The sequence below is a fragment of the Bradyrhizobium sacchari genome, assembly GCF_002068095.1.
Taxonomy (GTDB): domain Bacteria; phylum Pseudomonadota; class Alphaproteobacteria; order Rhizobiales; family Xanthobacteraceae; genus Bradyrhizobium; species Bradyrhizobium sacchari.
Window position 1 is genome coordinate 31813 of the sequence record NZ_LWIG01000060.1, and the last position, 17258, is coordinate 49070.

A 17258-nucleotide genomic window follows, 5' to 3' on the forward strand; every position below is an offset into this window, starting at 1 on the left:
CTCGGTGTCGGCGGCTGACTTGGGCTGCAGCAATAGCACTTATGTGCTCCGCTGACGACGCACATACAATCAACAAAAAATGAAACGAGGGCACGCTGCAAGGTTACTGTCGTGCCATGAAAAGGTGTCACGGATCGATGTCATCTCGTCAACACTTGGCGCTAGATCGAGAGTGACATGCAGAACGAAGCTCGCCAATCCCAACATGGCTCCATGGAGGATGATCAAGACAACGGAGACAGGCTCATGCTGCATATTCCCTCCTCGAGCGATAGACCTGCCTCGCAACCGGAGCCGGAGCGTAAGCCCTCAGTCGAGCCGTCGCATGAGAGCGCGCTGACCGGCATCTTCGAAATATCGAAAATACTCAGCGCTCCTGGTCGGCTCGAAGTCACCCTGGCCAACGTTGTTGATCTTCTGCAATCGTTTGTGCAGATGCGACACGGCATCGTCTCACTGTTCAACGATGACGGCATGCCAGAAATGACAGTTGGCTCCGGCTGGAGCGAAGGCAGTGACGAACGTTACCGGAGCTGCCTGCCGCAGAAAGCAATCGACCAGATCGTTGCGACAGGCAGGCCTCTTGTCCTCGAGAACGTAGCCGCCGAGCCCGCCTTCAGCGCCGCCGACCGGGAGGTGCTCGGCGCCTCCGATAATATGCCGGTATCGTTTATCGGGGTTCCGATTCGCATTGATCCGAGGGTCGTTGGTACGCTGACGATAGATCGTGTCCAGGACGACAGTTCAAGTCTCCGGCTCGATTACGATGCGCGGCTGCTCGCCATGGTCGCCAACCTGGTGGGACAAACAGTGCAGTTACATCGCTTGTTCGCCTCCGATCGCGAACGACTGTTAGCGGAGAAAGACCGGCTGCAGAAGCAGATGTGTGAGCTTGGGCGACCCGCTCGCGAGCGCAAGAAGCTTCACGCCCACGGGATCATTGGCGACAGCCCGGCGTTGAGCGGGCTCCTCGAGAAGATTGCGGTAGTAGCCAAATCGAACAGCAGGGTTCTGTTGCGTGGCGAATCCGGTACCGGGAAAGAGCTCGTCGCCAAGGCCATTCACGAATCGTCGTCCCGCGCTAAGCGACCGTTCGTCAAGCTGAATTGCGCGGCGCTCCCTGAGACGGTCCTGGAATCTGAATTATTTGGCCATGAGAAAGGCGCCTTTACCGGTGCGGTCAGCTCGCGGAAGGGGCGCTTCGAACTTGCCGACAAAGGAACGCTATTTCTTGACGAAATCGGGGAGATCTCAGCTCCGTTCCAAGCGAAGTTGCTGCGCGTTCTGCAGGAGCAGGAGTTCGAGCGCGTCGGCAGCAACCAGACGATTAAGGTCGATGTTCGAGTTATAGCTGCGACCAACAAGAACCTTGAAGAGGCCGTGGCAAGGAGCGAGTTTCGCGCGGACCTCTACTATCGCATTAGCGTAGTCCCCTTGCTGTTGCCGCCTCTGCGCGAAAGACGCAGCGATATTCCGCTGCTCGCCGGCGAGTTCCTCAGAAAGTTCAACAACGAGAACGGCCGTACGCTCACCCTTGAGGCGAGTGCGATCGAGGTACTGATGAACTGTGGCTTTCCGGGAAATGTCCGCGAACTCGAAAACTGCATCGAGCGGACAGCGACGCTGTGTGCGGGATCATCGATTGTGAGAAGTGACTTTGCATGCTACCAGGACCAATGCCATTCCAAGAGGCTGTGGAAGAGCACATCGGACGACAGGACAGGCCAGCCGGCACCGACGACCGCACAGTCCATTACTCCGCTGGGTGAAGCGGCCCCGCCGGTGCAGTCTGCCTGCGGACTGACCTCAACGATGCCTCCTGGCACAGTTCTCGTTAGCGGTGCTAAGATGGCCGATCGCGAGCGGGTCATTGCGGCCATGGAAAAATCCGGCTGGGTGCAAGCCAAGGCAGCGCGCCTGCTCGGACTAACCCCGCGCCAAATCGGCTACGCACTGAGGAAATACGGAATCGAGATAAAGCGGTTCTGAACGACCGCATCGGCGGGAACTGCTACTGCCAAGTAGATAGCTGAAGACGATCCCGACAGGCAATCTACCCAATCTGGGGGAGTGGGTGCCCCCGCACTAATGAGCGGCAATGCTTGTCTGGCCTCAATCGGTCCGATGCCCGTCGGTGATTAGCTGCAGTCATCCCGCGAGCAGATCTTGCGTCACTCGGCTGGCATACCCTGCGGAACAGCGCCGTCGGAGGCCCGACTTGTGTCGGCATCCGCTCGTCAGGAAGAGGGGCTCTAGGGTCCGTCGCTAATTGGCGAATTCTGATACTTTCGTACCGATCTGATTCGGCGCGGGAGACTTCGATACGCAAAGGGCTATTCTGGCTCAACGACAAGCGGTGGGCTCAGATAAAGCCGCATCTGCCCACGAACCAGCCTGGCCCGGCGTGGGATGATATCGACATCTTATCAGCGGTATCTTTACATGCTCCAATGCGGCGCGCAGCTGGGGCGATTGCCCGCCCGACTATAGTCCGTACACGACGAGCTACAATCGTTTCAATCGCTGGCGAAGCGCGGACATTGCAGGCGATCTTTGAAGCGCTCGCCGGCTGCGACTACAGCGCCCTTGCCGTATCCGGGCGGGGCTTCGTTCATCTCGTTTGATCCTTATGACTCTGGCGTAACGTTTTGCGGAATCGCCACGGCATGAGGTCTTCGATCCTGCTATGGGGATGCGGTTCAAGTACTTTGAGGGTCTGCTGCAGATAGATAGGAGCGTTTTGCGTTCCAAAGCCGATATGAGAAGTAGGAGAGTATATCTTGGAGGGGACGCGGAGCCCGCGCGGGGACTACCGTTTTTGAGACGATACCGACAACGTTGGTGAGATTGTCGTGCTTGAAACGAAGTTCAGGTGCTTCTCGGCCTCGGGCGACTGGAGATTCCATCTGCTTTGATTGGCCCGCCTCTTGCAGAATTCAGGCAATTCGCAGATGCGATCTCCCATGCGACTCTTTGAGACGAGAGTCCAGCCCCTTCTTAGTTTCCGTCCAGTTCGCAAAAAACGTGGCCGGCTGACCAGTCTAGGACATGCCCCTAAATAAGTCGCTCCTCCTCGCCGCATCAATCTCCACGACTTGCCTGTTCTCCTCGGCGTTTCCCCATACCTTAGAGGCCAGCCTGCCGGCAGGTGACCCTTTTCTTTGGCTTGAGAAGAGGAAGGCGCCGCGCGCATTGAGGTGGGCTCGCAAAGAGACCCGTAAGACACTAGTGACGCTACAATCGGATTGGCGCTATGAGCGCTTTCGCCAGGACGCGCTCACCATCGCGAAGGCCCAAGACGACATCCCGAAGGTTTCCTTGGGATGGCGCGGCCTAGACAATTTCACCCGAGACGAGAAGCACGTGCGCGGCATCTGGCGTCGTACCACGCTTGATAGCTATCGCACCGAGGAGCCGCAATGGGAAACTATTCTAGACGTGGACGCGTTAGCTGCGAAGGAGAAAAAGAATTGGGTTTTTACCCACACAGACACCAGATGCCTACCGCCCGAAGAGCGGCTGTGCTTGGTCAAACTTTTCGATGGCAAAAAGGAAGCTGCATTTGTACGCGAATTTGACCAAGATACGAAGGCCTTCGTCAAAACCGGCTTCAATCTTCCTGAGGGAAAGCAGGATGTCGACTGGGTAGACCGCGACACTATTCTGGTTGCGCGAGATTGGGGCAAGGGGACCATGACACGTGCCGGTCATCCCTTCGTCTTGAAGGAGGTCAAGCGCTCTCAGCCGCTCGCGCAAGCACGCGAGGTGTTTCGCGGCGAACGGACCGATTATAGGGTTGAGCCGTTCGTGCTGCGAGACAGTGAGGGCGCGGTCCATGCGACCGGCGCCATACGAGTCACTAGCCGCCACGAGCGGGAGTATATACTCCGGGGGCCCAAGGGACCAATCAAGCTCCGTCTGCCCAAGCGCGCGGAGATCGGCGGCATCACCGGTGGCCGCCTGCTCATTAAACTTGATAAAGACCCTGACGAAGATTGGGCGCCGTTCGGCGGCGCCGGCTTCAGGGCCGGCTCAATAATCTCGTATGATTTGGCAGAATGGAAGCGGGATCCGCTGCATGCCAGGCCCTCGCTCGTCTTTCAGCCCGGGCCTCGACAGGAGCTCAGCCGGTACCTCATCAGCAAGAGCTTGTTGATACTCACAGTCCTCGACAATCTTCAGGGCAAGGCATTCACCTACAGGTACGACCGCGGCATTTGGCGGGTCACGTCGATCCCACTTCCAGAGAATGCGAATGTCAGCCTGTTAACCGCTTCCGATACTTCCGATCAAGTAGTGTTCGCCGTCTCCAACTACCTCAAGCCGACGTCACTCTGGTACTTTGACGCCGAGACCGAACACCTTGAACCCTTGAAGGTCGCGCGTGAGAGCTTCAACGCGTCTAGGCATGTCGTTGAGCAACTCGAGGCGACCTCGCGCGACGGAACGCGTATTCCTTACTTTTTGGTGCGGCCCCAGAACGCTAAATTCGACGGTTCAATTCCTACTCTTCTCTACGGCTATGGCGGCTTTGGGCATGCCCTCCTGCCGTCTTATGATGGGGTCATGGGACGACTCTGGCTCGAAGAGGGCAACGCATATGTCGTAGCGAACCTGCGCGGCGGCGGCGGGCTAGGGCCGCACTGGCACGAGGCTGCCCAGGGAGCATCGAAGCAGCGCACATGGGAGGACTTCATCGCAGTTGCGGAGGACCTGATCAGGCGGAAGGTCACAAGTCCGCGTCGGCTGGGAGTAGTCGGCGGCAGCCAAGGAGGCCTGCTTGTCGGAGCCGCGCTGACCCGGCGCCCCGACCTCTTCAATGCAGCGATCGCACAGGTACCCTTGTTCGACATGCTTCGGTTCACCAAGCTGCCAGTGGGCGCGCTCTGGACGGATGAATATGGCGATCCCGCCATTCCCGACCAACGCAAATGGATCCAGCGTTACTCGCCCTATCAGAAGCTGGTGCGAGGCAGAACTTATCCGGCTCCGTTCATTCTCAGCGCGACTAACGACGACGTCGTGCATCCAGCGCACGGCCGCAAGGCAGCCGCAAGGCTACGTGCGCTTGGCCAGTCATATTTCTACTATGAAGATTTCAAGGGCGGACATGGGCCCGCCACTCTTGTCGAATTTGCTCGCCAGCAGGCGCTCATGTACATCTATGCACATCGTCGGCTTTGTCCTGATGGGTGAAGTGGAGCACGATCAGATCATCAGTAATTTAGCTTCATCAGCGGACTTACATCAACTCGTGCAGCCCTCGGCAGCTTTGAGATCCTCTCAGTGGAGGCAAAGTGGCGGCCGAATGGAGAACTTTTGATATCCAGGCAGCGCATTGCAAGGGAAGTCGCTAATTAGCCACAGACCCCGCATGCCGACTAGCGCCTTGAAAAGCGGTGCCGGTAATGAGCCATCGTTCGGCCGGCGCCTCCTAGGGTCTGTACCTAATTAGCGACTCCGATTCCCTCGCACCGAGTTGATTCGGCGGGGGGACTTCGATGTGCAAAGGCTGTTCTGGCTCAACCACAAGCAGTGGGCTCAGATAAAGCCAGGGCAGGCCGTAGATATTGCTGCTGGGCCGGCCCACTTGGAACGCGCGCAGCCGATGTTTACCCTCAAGGGCGAACGGCGGCGACGGCTTTTGTGCCGAAATCGTCAATCGCGGCACAAAGCCCGTCATTCCAAATCCAACAGGGTAACCACACTTCAGCAAGCGTGCCTCCAAAAGTTGCAACGTTATCGAGCGCTGTTTCTGCCGGCACAAGGATTTCAGGCGTGTCGCAACTCGATACGACAAACTGGCCAGGAATTCTTGGCTACTGTCCACCTCGCCGCCATCACAGCCTATTTAATCGATATTGGATCTGAGACCCTAGAGCGGCGCATCCCCGGGGGGTTAAGCCGTTTGGACAGCGAGTTGGGGCCAATGACTCCGCGATGGTACAACACTTGCTGTTCTCTTCGCGGGTTGGCGCAACTTTAGGAGCAACACCGTGCACAATGTCGTCTGCATCAAACAAGTTCCGGACTCGGCGCAGATCCGCGTGCACCCCGTGACGAATACAATCATGCGCCAGGGAGTGCCGACCATCATCAACCCATATGACCTCTTCGCGCTCGAGGCCGCGCTGGAGCTGCGCGATCGGTTCGGCGGCGAAGTTACCGTCCTTACCATGGGACCGCCATCGGCAGAGGAATCCCTACGAAAAGCGCTCACTTATGGTGCTGATCGCGCCGTCCTACTCACCGATCGCTGCTTTGCGGGCTCCGATACGCTGGCCACAACGTATGCACTTGCAACAGCGATCCGGAAAATTGGTAAGGAATATGGCCCGACAAACCTCATCTTCACTGGAAAGCAGACCATCGACGGCGATACTGCGCAGGTGGGTCCCGGCATCGCAAAGAGACTGGGCGTTGGGCAGCTAACTTACGTTGCGAAGGTCAGATCCTTGGACGTCGCCAATCAAACAATTGAAGCGGAGCGACGCTCGGAAGGTGGGGTGCAGGTTTTGCATACCAGATTGCCCTGCCTCATCACCATGCTTGAGGCGACGAATCAGATTCGGCGCGGCGCGATGGCGGATGCATTGCGAGCCGCGCGTGCCCAAATCGTAAAATGGAGCGCGCAAGATGCCGGTGTCGAAGACATTTCCAAATGCGGGCTCAAGGGCTCGCCGACTGTCGTCAAGCGAGTGTTCGCTCCTTCTGCGCGGGCCGAGAGGGCGGCGCTGGTTGAGTCCGCCGAGCAACCGGCGCAGGCGTTAATAGACGCAATTTTCTCGCATCAACCGAAGCTCGAAACCGATCTTGCGGCACTTGCTCGTGACGCTCGATCTGGAGAGTCCAGGCAATGTTAGCAAATACGGCCCAGGGAATGTATCAACGCCGCGCCCGTGTCGATGAGCGCGCAACAGGTAGTTACGCATCTCGGCCAGCTACCAATAGAGTTTGCTATGGCATCCGTCGATCTCGCGATCAGTTGGGGCCGCATGTTCCGTAGGCCACGTTATGGCTACGATCGATGCCCGCAGTCGCCCGGGATTGTTGGGTTACGGCCAAACGGGCTTGCGCATATTCCAGATCCTTCGGTCGTGTTCGGCGGCGTGGAAAGCCATTGCTTCGCCCGTAACAGTCACGAGCGAGGACGGAATACGTCAGCGACCCTAGTCACCATATTGGCGCTGCCGTCTGCATGCCCAAGGCGCTCTCGCCGGCTTTAGAGCGCAAAGCCAGTCTATGCGGCGTCTTTGAGGCAATGTCCGCAATTCAGCAGCCCTGTACGGATGTGAACGGCTGCTGGCCGTTCGCTGTTTGGTTCCTGACGTCGGTGCGCAGCCTCTCAAGTGCCATGCACTTGCAATGAGGAGAGGTCACGACCGTAATACCAACTGTTTCGGAATCTCGCGGAGCGAATTCAAGAGTTGGCATGATGATTGCTGCGAGCCAGTAAGAACTTAGAGGTGGTAATCGCGAACGTGAAGAACGGGCGAGGGTCTTTTTGAGATCCTTTGTGCCGGCGAGCGAGCGACATGCCAGCAGGGAGCGGAGGCCTATGAGCTCGGTAGGTACGAACTCGACTTTTCTCCACGCGCATGCTGGCCGTGGCTGGCATTGCGGCATCGGACTGCTTGTGGACCGGAATCCAACCGGATCCTCGCCGGGCCATCAATGAACGCCTTCCCTTCGATGCGCCTGAGCAGGACAGAGCATGCCACTGCCACGCTAAGCAAACTACGAAACTTCGCGCGAAAGGTGAACGCAATCATAGGCCCTTCGAAGCCAATGAACTCAGGGCGGTTAATGGGCCCGGATACGAAGGTGCTTCGTCAAGGACCGGTTCGCTTCTCATCTGCAGGGTCAAATGAAATCTCAAGCGTCTCGATTTGCACCGGATCAACCTCCAAAGATATCCTGCGAGTATTTGACTGAGCATGCGCGAGCCCTCTTCGGCCCGCATCCGTTCGCCTCGCAGATGTCCGACGATCAGGTCGCCAGCCTGCTGCCTGAATACCTGGCGATGTCGCAGGCGTTCCCGTACCTGCAGGCAGCATCACAAAGGGACCTCATATTCGACGCAATGCATCAAAATCAGGATCTTGCGAGGGACATTGAACTGACCAGCGTAGTCGCGAATTTTATCTGCTGGGATGAGACCGGTGGCCATGGCCGGATTCTCCAGGGCGGCAAGGCGGCGCTACCCGATATTCTTTTGACAGAAAATTTTCACTCCAACCTCTTGAGAAAGGATGCCTCGCAACTACTCGGCAGAGCAATACTGCCCAACTATAGCGACAGGACGAAGCAGTACCTCCATTTTCTCTATGCCGGATTGTCATCGAAAGACTCCCTAGTTCGTTGCGCCCACATGGTCGCTTTTGAACTCCATGCTGCTGATATGATCCAGTCACTGTGGACCACCGTGGTAAAAACCTTCAAAGCGCGGCCCGACGATCTTGAGTATTTTCGCGGCCATGTCGGCGGAGAAGATCCCGCGGAGAAGTACCACGGAGAAATGACAGGCCGGCTGATTGATGAACTCGTGCAGCCTGGCCATAGTGATCGCTTTTTGGATGAGTTTGATCGAGCCTATCGGCTCAGCGTCCAGTGGTGCCGCGATCTGCGCGGAATGGCCGCATGCACGGGAGATGATCCATCCGAGGTCCAACATCACGGCCGTTGTCATTGTGGCTCTATCAAGTTCGACGTTAGTGCACCGCGAGAGCTATCGGCAGTTCGATGCAATTGCTCAATTTGTCAAATGTCTGGATTCGTCCACTTGCTCGTACCCGGCGATAAGCTGCGCATCGAGTGCGGTGAAGAGTTCCTCACTACGTACCAGTTCAACAAGAACATTGCTCGGCACACGTTTTGCCGGCTTTGTGGCGTAAAGCCATTCTATAGGCCGAGGTCGAACCCCTCCGGGTTCAGCATAAATATTCGATGTCTGGATAGAAGGACGATCGAGCGCATAAGAATAACTGAGTTCAACGGCGAGCATTGGGAGCAAGCATTCGCGTCAATGCACCAGGACCCGGAGTCATGCTTCGAAGATCAAAGGAGTGAGCTCGAATGGCGCGCTCAATGAATGATAAATCCCGTCTTCTTTCAGAAGAAGTTCTGACAAAGTACCGCATAGAGCTGTTAGTCAAGGGGACGGTCGTGATCGACCCCCAGATATTGTTCACCCAGGACGACTTGGCTAAGATCGATCAGCTGCAGGCACAGATTCCCGAAGAACAAGTGCGCGAGGGAGATGCCGGCGACTTGCACAGCGTCTTTGTCAAACGGGTGAGGGTAGACCCGCCCGGGCGCGCGCCTAGCAACGTGAGTGGTACAGCCTCACGGCAGCTCATGGGGCTACTGGAAAGTAGAGACCGCAGCTTCGCGCTAAAGAAGATCTTCGGAGCATCGACAGATTACGTTGTTCGCCGATGCCAAATGCATCGTATGCCACCTGGGTGCTTTGTCGGCATCCATCTGGACGCGGCGAGTGATCCGGATTTCGACTATTCGGTGATTGTGCAGCTCGCGCGAGATTTCGATGGGGGGGAATTCGTGGTGTATCCAACCAAGTACGAACAGCACGTATTCCGACCGCCGTTTGGTGCCGTTCTTGTCACTACATGTAAGGTCCGGCACGAGGTAAAGCCGGTTTCGAGAGGGGAGCGCCGATCCCTCGTCTTCTTTTGTTCAAAACGCGGCGGCGCGAACCGCCGGATCATCGAAAGTTCTACCGCTGGTCTATGAGGTGGTGTGGCTGAAATGGTCCTCGAACGAGTCGGGTGGCGACGGGCTCTCAAGCGGAATTTGATTGGTTGCCCATCTTGTGGTCAGACTTCCTTAGCGAAGTCTGCCGACAATGCCGGTCGGACGCCATAGCTAACATTGCTGCTTGTAGAGGCCACCACGTATCATCGGAGCAAAGCTCGCTCCGATTATGATCATCTTCGTCGCTGCGTGGAATCGGGAGGCGTATCGGCGCTGGCGATGGTGTACCCGCGCTAGGCGTAGGAAGCTCCGTTGTTGACAGGTTATCGACAACCCCGGGCAGCTCTCGGTAGAGTTCCTACGGCGAAGCGCCTCCGACAGAGAACGATCTGGACGAGACAAGCGGTATCACCTGACGGCAAATGGCTGGCCACATCAGAAACTACAATATCTTCGCAGCCAAGACAGCTTGCAGGATATTCCGTTGACCTGGGACGGAGCTGAGAGTGACTATTGTGCTCTCTCGACGCTGAGATGGTCGTCAGCCTCGACTCACCTGGCCGTTTACCGCTGTCAAGGCGACCGATGAGAGGTCCTTTACCTCCAATCATGCCGACCAGCTTCAACGCAGACATTTGGACCCTGGTGTATCCAAAACCCGGTGATGCGCTGGCGCTACTCCAGCCCGTGCTGTTCCAGGTCAGCAGCCGGCACGATCCCAATCGATAATACCCTTGAAAAAACTTTATTGTCTTTCGGTCATCCGGCGGTGGTAGGACGGTCGGGGCTTCACTTCCGAACAAAATCAGCTTGGGCACCTGCTATATCGGCTAGTGGAAGCGCCGATCCCACAGGTAAACTCCGCTCGCGAATGCCCAGTTCTCCGATAGCGAGTAGTCATTTATGGGCTACGGTGAGGAACCTATTTATCCACAGACGGCTTTGGCGTTTTGTCGGTACGTGTGGGCAATATCGGATAATCAATCTTAGGCAGTTGGCCAGTGAGTGAATTCAGAAACGCGACGATGTCATCTTTTTCCCTATCATCAAGCTTTACGCCTAGTTGAACCTCACTCATGACGCCGACCGCTTGTTTGAGGTCCCAAACTTGACCCGAGTGGAAATAGGGGGGGCGCAATGCGACGTTGCGAAGAGGCGCAGAGCGGAAAACATATTCGTCGCCGGGCGCCTTGGTGACGGCGAAACGGCCCTTGTCGTCGCTCGGTAGCAGGCTTGCGGCTGGCCTTTCCACCACACCGAACGGAAAGTAATCCTGTCCACCGACGTTCATACCGCTGTGGCAAGAGGCGCATCCCTTGTCGATGAACAGCTTTAATCCTGACTTCTGTTGATCACTGAGAGCGTACGCATCGCCCTTGAGGTACCGGTCGAAAGGGGCGCCAGGCGTGATCAAGGTCGCCTCGAAGGCTTCGATCGCCTTTGCGAAATTGTCGAAAGTGATAGGCCTTGCATCCTTGGGGAATGCCTTACCGAACATAACGACGTAACCGGTCATTGAATTCAGTGTGTCGAGCACTCGAGCGGGCGTCGCATTCATCTCGATGCTGGCCTGGACGGGGCCACTGGCCTGCGCCTTAAGGTCTGCCGCGCGACCATCCCAGAACTGCGCCACATTGAAGACTGCGTTATAGACTGTTGGCGCACGACGCGAACCCAGCTGCCAGCGATGACCAACCGACGTCGGGCCGGCGTCTACTCCGCCGGTCCCGAGGTTATGGCATGTGTTGCAGCTAATGACCTGGCTAGCCGATAGCCTTGGATCGAAGAACAGGGTTTTGCCGAGTATGACCTTTTCTTCGGTGATAGGGTTATCCTTGACCGCAGGGGCCATCGAGGGGATCGGATTGAAAATCTGCCTCGCTGTGATCAGCAAATCATCATTGGCGCTTGCTGCCGACGAAGCCAGAATTCCGGCAGCCAGGAGAGATGACTTGCCTGTCCTGTTCAGGCCTCGTACCGCTGACTCACTCATGTACACCTCAGTATTTGTCGACTTGCATCGATCACAAACATGGCGCGGCGAGGACCGCGCGACCCTGCCCGTCTGCAGGTCAGCCAAAGACGAATGGCAATCCTTCGGAATGCGGCTAGGCTGCACCTGGCTCACATCCGCCGCCCTGTTAGTAAGCAACCGCCGTGCCAGTGAAGCTCAAGATCTAAGCCGCCCGATTAGGTCACATCGCAGACTAGGAATAGCTGCCGAGCTATCGCTTGCGCAAAGTCACGATCAGGATGCGCCGTTTAGCATCATAGAGCCCCCGCTCTATCCGGCGCCTGCAGCCAGGCCAGGTCACCCGCCGCACCGAACCTCTTTGCTCCTAGGTTGTCTCCTTTCATTTCGGGGCTCGAGGAAGCGCTGCTTTAGCGCGGGGCCGTGAACTGAGCGGTTGAAGATGTGATCGTTGAGACCTCAGTAGCCGGTGTTGCTTATCGTGGGCCGTGGGCCTATCGGGCGCAATTACAACGCACTCCACAGTGCCAGCCTTTTCGTCCGCGGCAAGTGGGATCACGCCCTCCTTACGTGTGCGGTCGAACAGAAAACCTCCTTTCACTAAACGATCATGCGCTGCTTGAAAGGATGGTGATGGCACATTTCTTACGGATAAAACGACGTTGCAACCGGAATAGTCAAGACCTAGCAGCCGGACGGCAATGTTGTGTAACACTGAGCCGCCACCCCAGCGGCCGTTCGCTTCATTGAACAGCAACCGTCCGTCTATTCCGAAAATGGCGTCGATGTTGATCATTCCGCGATATCCCAGGTCTCGCGCTAGTGCCACAAATCGATAGGCATGCGCCTGCGCAGTCAACCATTGCTCGTTCTCCAGGTCGCTTGGAAGCTCAAGCCCTGTCCAGATCAGAGATCTTTCGGATCGGTCTGTGCTTTTACGCAAACGTATGTTTCCACTGTTGATAAAAACGATTGATGCATCGTCCCGGATTGCATATTCGAGATAAAACAAAGATCGGGCCAAGTGGTAAGATTCCACGACAATCGTGTTACACGAGCTTGTCGTCATCTCAGACCAAAGCGCGTCGGGATCAAACGACCGCCACGAAATCAACCGAGTATCTCTGGCTCCAGGTAGCGGATCGCTTTTTTTGCTGGTCAAGATAACATTTCCGACACCCCCAGCTCCATTGTCCAACTTTACAATGACCCTGCCGGTCTCGGATCTGAGGGAACTGACGGCTCTGAACAGTCCATTTGGGTCTGTCGCTACGGATCCATGAGGGAGCGGAAGTGCGACGCTTGTTGCCAATTGACGGAAGTGGCTCTTGCGATTCAGCAGATCAGGCCCGCGCTGCAGAGCGAAGTCGTCGCCCGTCTTCGGTATGCCGAGTATGGCCGCAAGGCGTGCTACGCCTTCAGTAGAGTAGCAGGGATACATTCCCCAGGCGGATTTCCGACGAATATGTCTTTTGATTCGCTCGACAACAGTCTTAGACAGCAACGTGCAATCATCGAGGATCGCCGATTGGCGACTCGCTTCAGGTACGACCAGGCAAAGACTCGATGGGTCGAAATCGAGCGTCGCGCCAATGAAGGATAGTAAATCCGCCGGGATAACTACCGGCGAGACTATCAGGTCGCCCGCCTGAGCAAACCACGCTGAACGGTATGCCGAGTTGGCCGCCAGCGAAAGTTGAGCGTTTGTTAAATCGGCGCCCGACATCTGAGGCGTACCGGCGTTCATAATTAGGATCCGCGGCATTCGCGAGCTCCGAGCATCTGGACGTGATCAGACTGTGACCGTCATGGCAACCATCATGGCCATGCCGCGCCGTCGTGAGGCCCTAAGAGAGGCCTGCTTTTGCGCCGTCTCGACCTGCGATGTAATGGGATTGAACGGCCCGTCTCCGTCCTGCCGGGCTCAATTGATAGCTCCTTCGGGTTCGTCCCGTGTCGATCCCGTTCGGCAAAAATGCCGGATGTTGCCCAGCGCGGGGTTGGGTAGTTTTCGCGTGAAACGGTTTCGCGCGGCCCCTGGAACGGGCTGTGACCAAATATGTGCGATCATCGCTTCCGGCTCGATCCGGGCCCACGGTCGCAGCGGCCAATGGTTCGCCGCACATAAAGGCCTCTTTGGTATCGCCATGTTTGAAGCCGATGATGCAACGGCACTGGCCTTCAGTATGGTCAATTAACAGAACCTTCTTAACGCCGTCGGGGTCGGTCAACTTGCTGCTCCAGAATGCCACACAATATCTTCCGATGCCGCGCTGGTTACCCCAAGTTCTACGTGCAGGTCAGGCTCTTCGTAAAACTGCGCAGGCCCGCCATCTGTCACACCTTTGCGCAATCGAGTTGCCTTGTTTGCCACCGGAACGAAGTTTGAAGATAGCCGGTTCGGCGAACTGATCTTTGCGCGGTGTTGCGCCAGAAGAGACACTTGCCACAGCTTCAGGAAGTAGCCCCACCCTAGGTGGATAGAATCTTACGTCGATCAATTCAGACCTCATCGGCTCTCTGGCGGTGCTGTCCCGACAGCCACATCGTCCGGTTCGAGGAATGCCGAACCCGTCAAAGTGATGTACGAGCCATAGCGCCGCAATCGGACTTGCTTCAAGCCTCCCCACCTACGGACCATCGGGGATGAGGAGCATGACCGGCCATCGGGCCGTGGATTTGACCAGCTGAGGCATTCGAAGTCCTTCACACCCCAGATAGGTGCCACCCTCAAGAGCCTACGATCTAACGTTACGTCAGATTCAAGCCCGTTTTGGCGGCCGATGACAACATGACCAAGCTCATGCTACCCAAAGAGGGGCCGCCGGGGGCTGGTGTCGCGAGCATTCAACGCTTGCCCTGAAGGGCGGCGCAGTTGTGGTTCTTGGCCCCTTTGAGGAGCGAGCCGCCGAATGTGCAGGCGGCGTCTTCCAACGGGCGTCTCGGTTGCTGACTTTTGACCAAATTTAGAGTTGCAGAGCGTACGCGGGCCATCACCATCGACGGCTCGCCGCTCGGATAGCCCTCTCTCCGCACCGCTTATCTCACCCCGCCCAAGCTGGCGCAAAACTTTTGGCGCCTGCGAAAAGCGCAACGCCGGTGCTGGTCTCGGCGAAATGTTCAATTCGCCTGATAGCTTCACCCTGACGTCCTCGGTGCGCGCGCTGATGCCGAGAATCTTCTGCACCAGCTCGTTGGACTGGACCATGGTCGCGATGCGGATGTGACTCGCCCATGGCTGGGTTGCGCGATCGCATTTGGCTGGCCTCCGCCGCGGAAGACACCGGCATTCACGGTGATATCCCCTTTGAGGTCATTCCTCGCCTCTGCACAACTCCCGTGCGCCCGCTGAGGAGTGAGAACGCCCAGATTCCAAGGCGCTGTATCGAAGCGATGTATGCCGTTTCCCTGCCAGCCGCCCAAGAGGGAGGACAGGGACCCGCTGGTCATTGTGGATCCTTCGGTGTAGACGGCCTCGGCGCACCTAATGCGCTCGCAGGAGAACACGCCGTTTTGCCTCGAGAAGATGTTCATCCAGCGTCTCGTGCAGCACACGCCGAAGCTCTGGTGGAATCGAGCTATCTGTATCGATCATTTCCCGAAACTTCCGAATGATGCGTTCCATCTTTCCCAGTGCTTCATTCCTCTGCCAGGGCATCATCGATTGTCTCCTTTGGCGCGCAACGCACGTTTCGTCCCGGATTCTCACCTCAACAACCGACGCTCGAACAGCCCCGAGTCGACCAAGAGCTGGCTATCGGGCCACGTGCTCAGCGCGAGTTGTTTTGACTGAGACGTGGGTAGGCGGCGCTCACTCAAATTCCGCAGAAGTGACGCGCATTTGCGGCTGGAATATTCTTGCACGCGTAAGCTGCACTCTTGATTGCATAATCGAGCATTGGCCAGCTCGGCTCTCAGGCGTTTGAAACGGCGATCAAGCGGTTCAGTCGAGCGGCTGCAGCGCCGCGATCAAGTGATTCTTGTCCAAGTGCCACGCCCTCCTGCAGGGTCGAGGCCCGCCCGGCCACTACCAGTGCCGCCGCTGCGTTCAACAGCGCGGCATCGCGAAGACGACCTGGTAGACCATCAAGCACTTTTCGCAGCTCAACCGCATGAGCCTCGACATCACTGCTCTCGAGCGCATCGGTGCGGTAGCGGGGGAGCCCGGCTTCCTCCGGCGTCACTTCGAACGTGCGGACTGTACCCGCTTCAACAGCAGCAACTAAGCTTGTGCCCGTAAGGGTTATTTCCTCGAGCCCGTCCGAGCCATGAACAACCCATACCGAATCGGCACCAAGGTTCTTCAAGACGTGCGCCAGAGGCTGCACCCATTCGGGAGTGAACACCCCAAGGATCTGCCGCTTGACTCTGGCCGGATTGGACAGAGCCTCGACCAGATTAAACATCGTGTGGGTTCCAAGTGTGCTCCGGATCTGGCTGATGCGCTGCATCGCCGGATACTCGGCCGACGCAAACATGAAGCCAACGTCGGCTTCCTGCACACAGCGTGCCATTGCGTCGGGCGTGAGATCGACCTTAACGCCGAGGCGCGCCAACACGTCTGCGGTGCTTGAGCCCGAAGATGTAGCGCGGTTGACATTCTTGGCGACAGGAATCCCGACCCCGGCGACGATGAACGAAGCGCACGTCGATACGTTGAGCGAACACATAGCGGTGTCGATCGTGCCACCGATGTCAATGGGATCGCATCGCGTCTCGACCGTGGGCATTATATTTCGCATGGCAGACGCGGCGCCCGTGACTTCTGCGACCGTCTCGCCGCGGACCCTCATCCCGATCAACAAGCCACCGATTTGCGAGGGAGTTGCATCACCCGACATCATGCTGTCGAACGCTGATGCAGCCTCCTCACGTGTCAGAGTGGCGCCGGTGACAACTTTGCGGATGATCGATTTAAGCGGTTCCATCGTACTTTACACGTTCCTTGTCAAAATCTGCGGGCCGTCGGTTCAACCATGCGTCTGCGGAGACCTAGCAACGACCGCCTTGATGTAGCCGCCGGCTGCATCCGCACGTGCTACGGTCCCATAAGTGCTTAAGGCGGCCGTTGGATGAGCGTGGGCCGTGGCGACGCTACAACCTGACGCTAGGTGAGGGTCAAGCTCTCTCCATTCGATGGTGCCGTCAGGAGGAAATCGGCCGCTAATTAGCGCACTGTTGCTTGATGCCAGACGACGCTCTGTCTCGCGCCCGCTTGCCCGCGATGTTCCGGCCTGATCACAAGGCTTTTTGGCCTTCCGGTGCCGCCGTGGCGGATCCATCGAACGGCTTCCTGGCCTGGTTCGAATGTATCGTGCTGAGTAGATTTCAGCCCGAGCTCAGCTGGCTCTGCGAAATAGCCCCACCTGAGGTTAAGTGAGCTTGCGCTGGACAACCTTCAAAGGAGCGATCGCACGCGTCCCTTGATCCGCTCGCTTGAGGTGGTGCGCCGCCCGGCGAACCCTCGGGTGACGTGCTGCACCTCAAGTGGGGCGACTTCTGGGGAGGAGTCGGACCGACAGGTCGCAGCATCTTCACTTCGATCCGCTGCCCTTATTGCCGATGTCGCGCC

General features: G+C 57.3%; 10 protein-coding genes and 1 pseudogene. 7 read left to right on the forward strand and 4 right to left on the reverse strand.

Going from position 1 to position 17258, the window contains the following annotated elements; translation table 11 throughout:
- Positions 1-177: 177 nt before the first annotated feature.
- From nifA to A5906_RS36640, 6 genes and pseudogenes are all read left to right on the forward strand, one after another.
- Complete coding sequence (gene nifA / locus A5906_RS36605) at positions 178-1989, forward strand: nif-specific transcriptional activator NifA (RefSeq protein ID WP_080140015.1); 1812 nt, start codon at positions 178-180, stop codon at positions 1987-1989.
- Between the two features lie 1059 nt (positions 1990-3048).
- Positions 3049-5196 carry a prolyl oligopeptidase family serine peptidase gene (locus tag A5906_RS36615; protein WP_080140016.1) on the forward strand — a complete coding sequence of 716 codons (2148 nt, stop codon included), beginning with the start codon at positions 3049-3051 and terminating at the stop codon, positions 5194-5196.
- Positions 5197-5732: 536 nt separating this feature from the next.
- Positions 5733-5851, forward strand: a pseudogene (locus A5906_RS36620) (IS5/IS1182 family transposase); the annotation flags it as partial.
- Between the two features lie 145 nt (positions 5852-5996).
- A complete protein-coding gene (locus A5906_RS36625; RefSeq protein WP_080140017.1) occupies positions 5997-6863 on the forward strand; it encodes an electron transfer flavoprotein subunit beta/FixA family protein in 867 nt (288 codons plus the stop codon).
- A gap of 1004 nt (positions 6864-7867) precedes the next feature.
- Complete coding sequence (locus A5906_RS36635) at positions 7868-9091, forward strand: GFA family protein (RefSeq protein ID WP_080140018.1); 1224 nt, start codon at positions 7868-7870, stop codon at positions 9089-9091.
- A complete protein-coding gene (locus tag A5906_RS36640; RefSeq protein WP_080140019.1) occupies positions 9076-9753 on the forward strand; it encodes a 2OG-Fe(II) oxygenase in 678 nt (225 codons plus the stop codon). The genes A5906_RS36635 and A5906_RS36640 overlap by 16 nt, the downstream gene beginning before the upstream one ends.
- A gap of 883 nt (positions 9754-10636) precedes the next feature.
- Here A5906_RS36640 and A5906_RS36645 read toward each other — a convergent pair.
- The gene (locus tag A5906_RS36645; RefSeq protein ID WP_080140020.1) at positions 10637-11707 is read right to left on the reverse strand and encodes a cytochrome-c peroxidase; all 1071 of its coding nucleotides are present in this window, start codon (positions 11705-11707) and stop codon (positions 10637-10639) included.
- Positions 11708-12068: 361 nt separating this feature from the next.
- Complete coding sequence (locus A5906_RS36650) at positions 12069-13433, reverse strand: preATP grasp domain-containing protein (RefSeq protein ID WP_245327103.1); 1365 nt, start codon at positions 13431-13433, stop codon at positions 12069-12071.
- A gap of 61 nt (positions 13434-13494) precedes the next feature.
- Between A5906_RS36650 and A5906_RS42195 the strand changes: the two genes are divergently transcribed.
- Positions 13495-13884: a hypothetical protein gene (locus tag A5906_RS42195; RefSeq protein WP_136615749.1), complete on the forward strand. Its 390-nt coding sequence runs from the start codon at positions 13495-13497 to the stop codon at positions 13882-13884.
- A 1286-nt stretch (positions 13885-15170) separates the two neighbouring features.
- On the opposite strand, the gene A5906_RS36660 is transcribed toward A5906_RS42195, so the two are convergent.
- Positions 15171-15347 carry a P-loop NTPase family protein gene (locus A5906_RS36660; protein WP_245327104.1) on the reverse strand — a complete coding sequence of 59 codons (177 nt, stop codon included), beginning with the start codon at positions 15345-15347 and terminating at the stop codon, positions 15171-15173.
- A gap of 253 nt (positions 15348-15600) precedes the next feature.
- Entirely contained in the window at positions 15601-16614 is a 1014-nt protein-coding gene (gene trpD / locus A5906_RS36665) for an anthranilate phosphoribosyltransferase (RefSeq protein WP_080140023.1), read from the reverse strand.
- Between the last annotated feature and the right edge of the window lie 644 nt (positions 16615-17258).

Coding starts and splice junctions, on each gene's coding strand:
- nifA (WP_080140015.1), top strand. CDS start 178: ATGCAGAACGAAGCTCGCCAATCCCAACATGGCTCCATGGAGGATGAT.
- A5906_RS36615 (WP_080140016.1), top strand. CDS start 3,049: ATGCCCCTAAATAAGTCGCTCCTCCTCGCCGCATCAATCTCCACGACT.
- A5906_RS36635 (WP_080140018.1), top strand. CDS start 7,868: ATGAAATCTCAAGCGTCTCGATTTGCACCGGATCAACCTCCAAAGATA.
- A5906_RS36640 (WP_080140019.1), top strand. CDS start 9,076: ATGGCGCGCTCAATGAATGATAAATCCCGTCTTCTTTCAGAAGAAGTT.
- A5906_RS36645 (WP_080140020.1), bottom strand. CDS start 11,707: ATGAGTGAGTCAGCGGTACGAGGCCTGAACAGGACAGGCAAGTCATCT.
- A5906_RS36650 (WP_245327103.1), bottom strand. CDS start 13,433: ATGAACGCCGGTACGCCTCAGATGTCGGGCGCCGATTTAACAAACGCT.
- A5906_RS42195 (WP_136615749.1), top strand. CDS start 13,495: ATGGCAACCATCATGGCCATGCCGCGCCGTCGTGAGGCCCTAAGAGAG.
- A5906_RS36660 (WP_245327104.1), bottom strand. CDS start 15,347: ATGATGCCCTGGCAGAGGAATGAAGCACTGGGAAAGATGGAACGCATC.
- trpD (WP_080140023.1), bottom strand. CDS start 16,614: ATGGAACCGCTTAAATCGATCATCCGCAAAGTTGTCACCGGCGCCACT.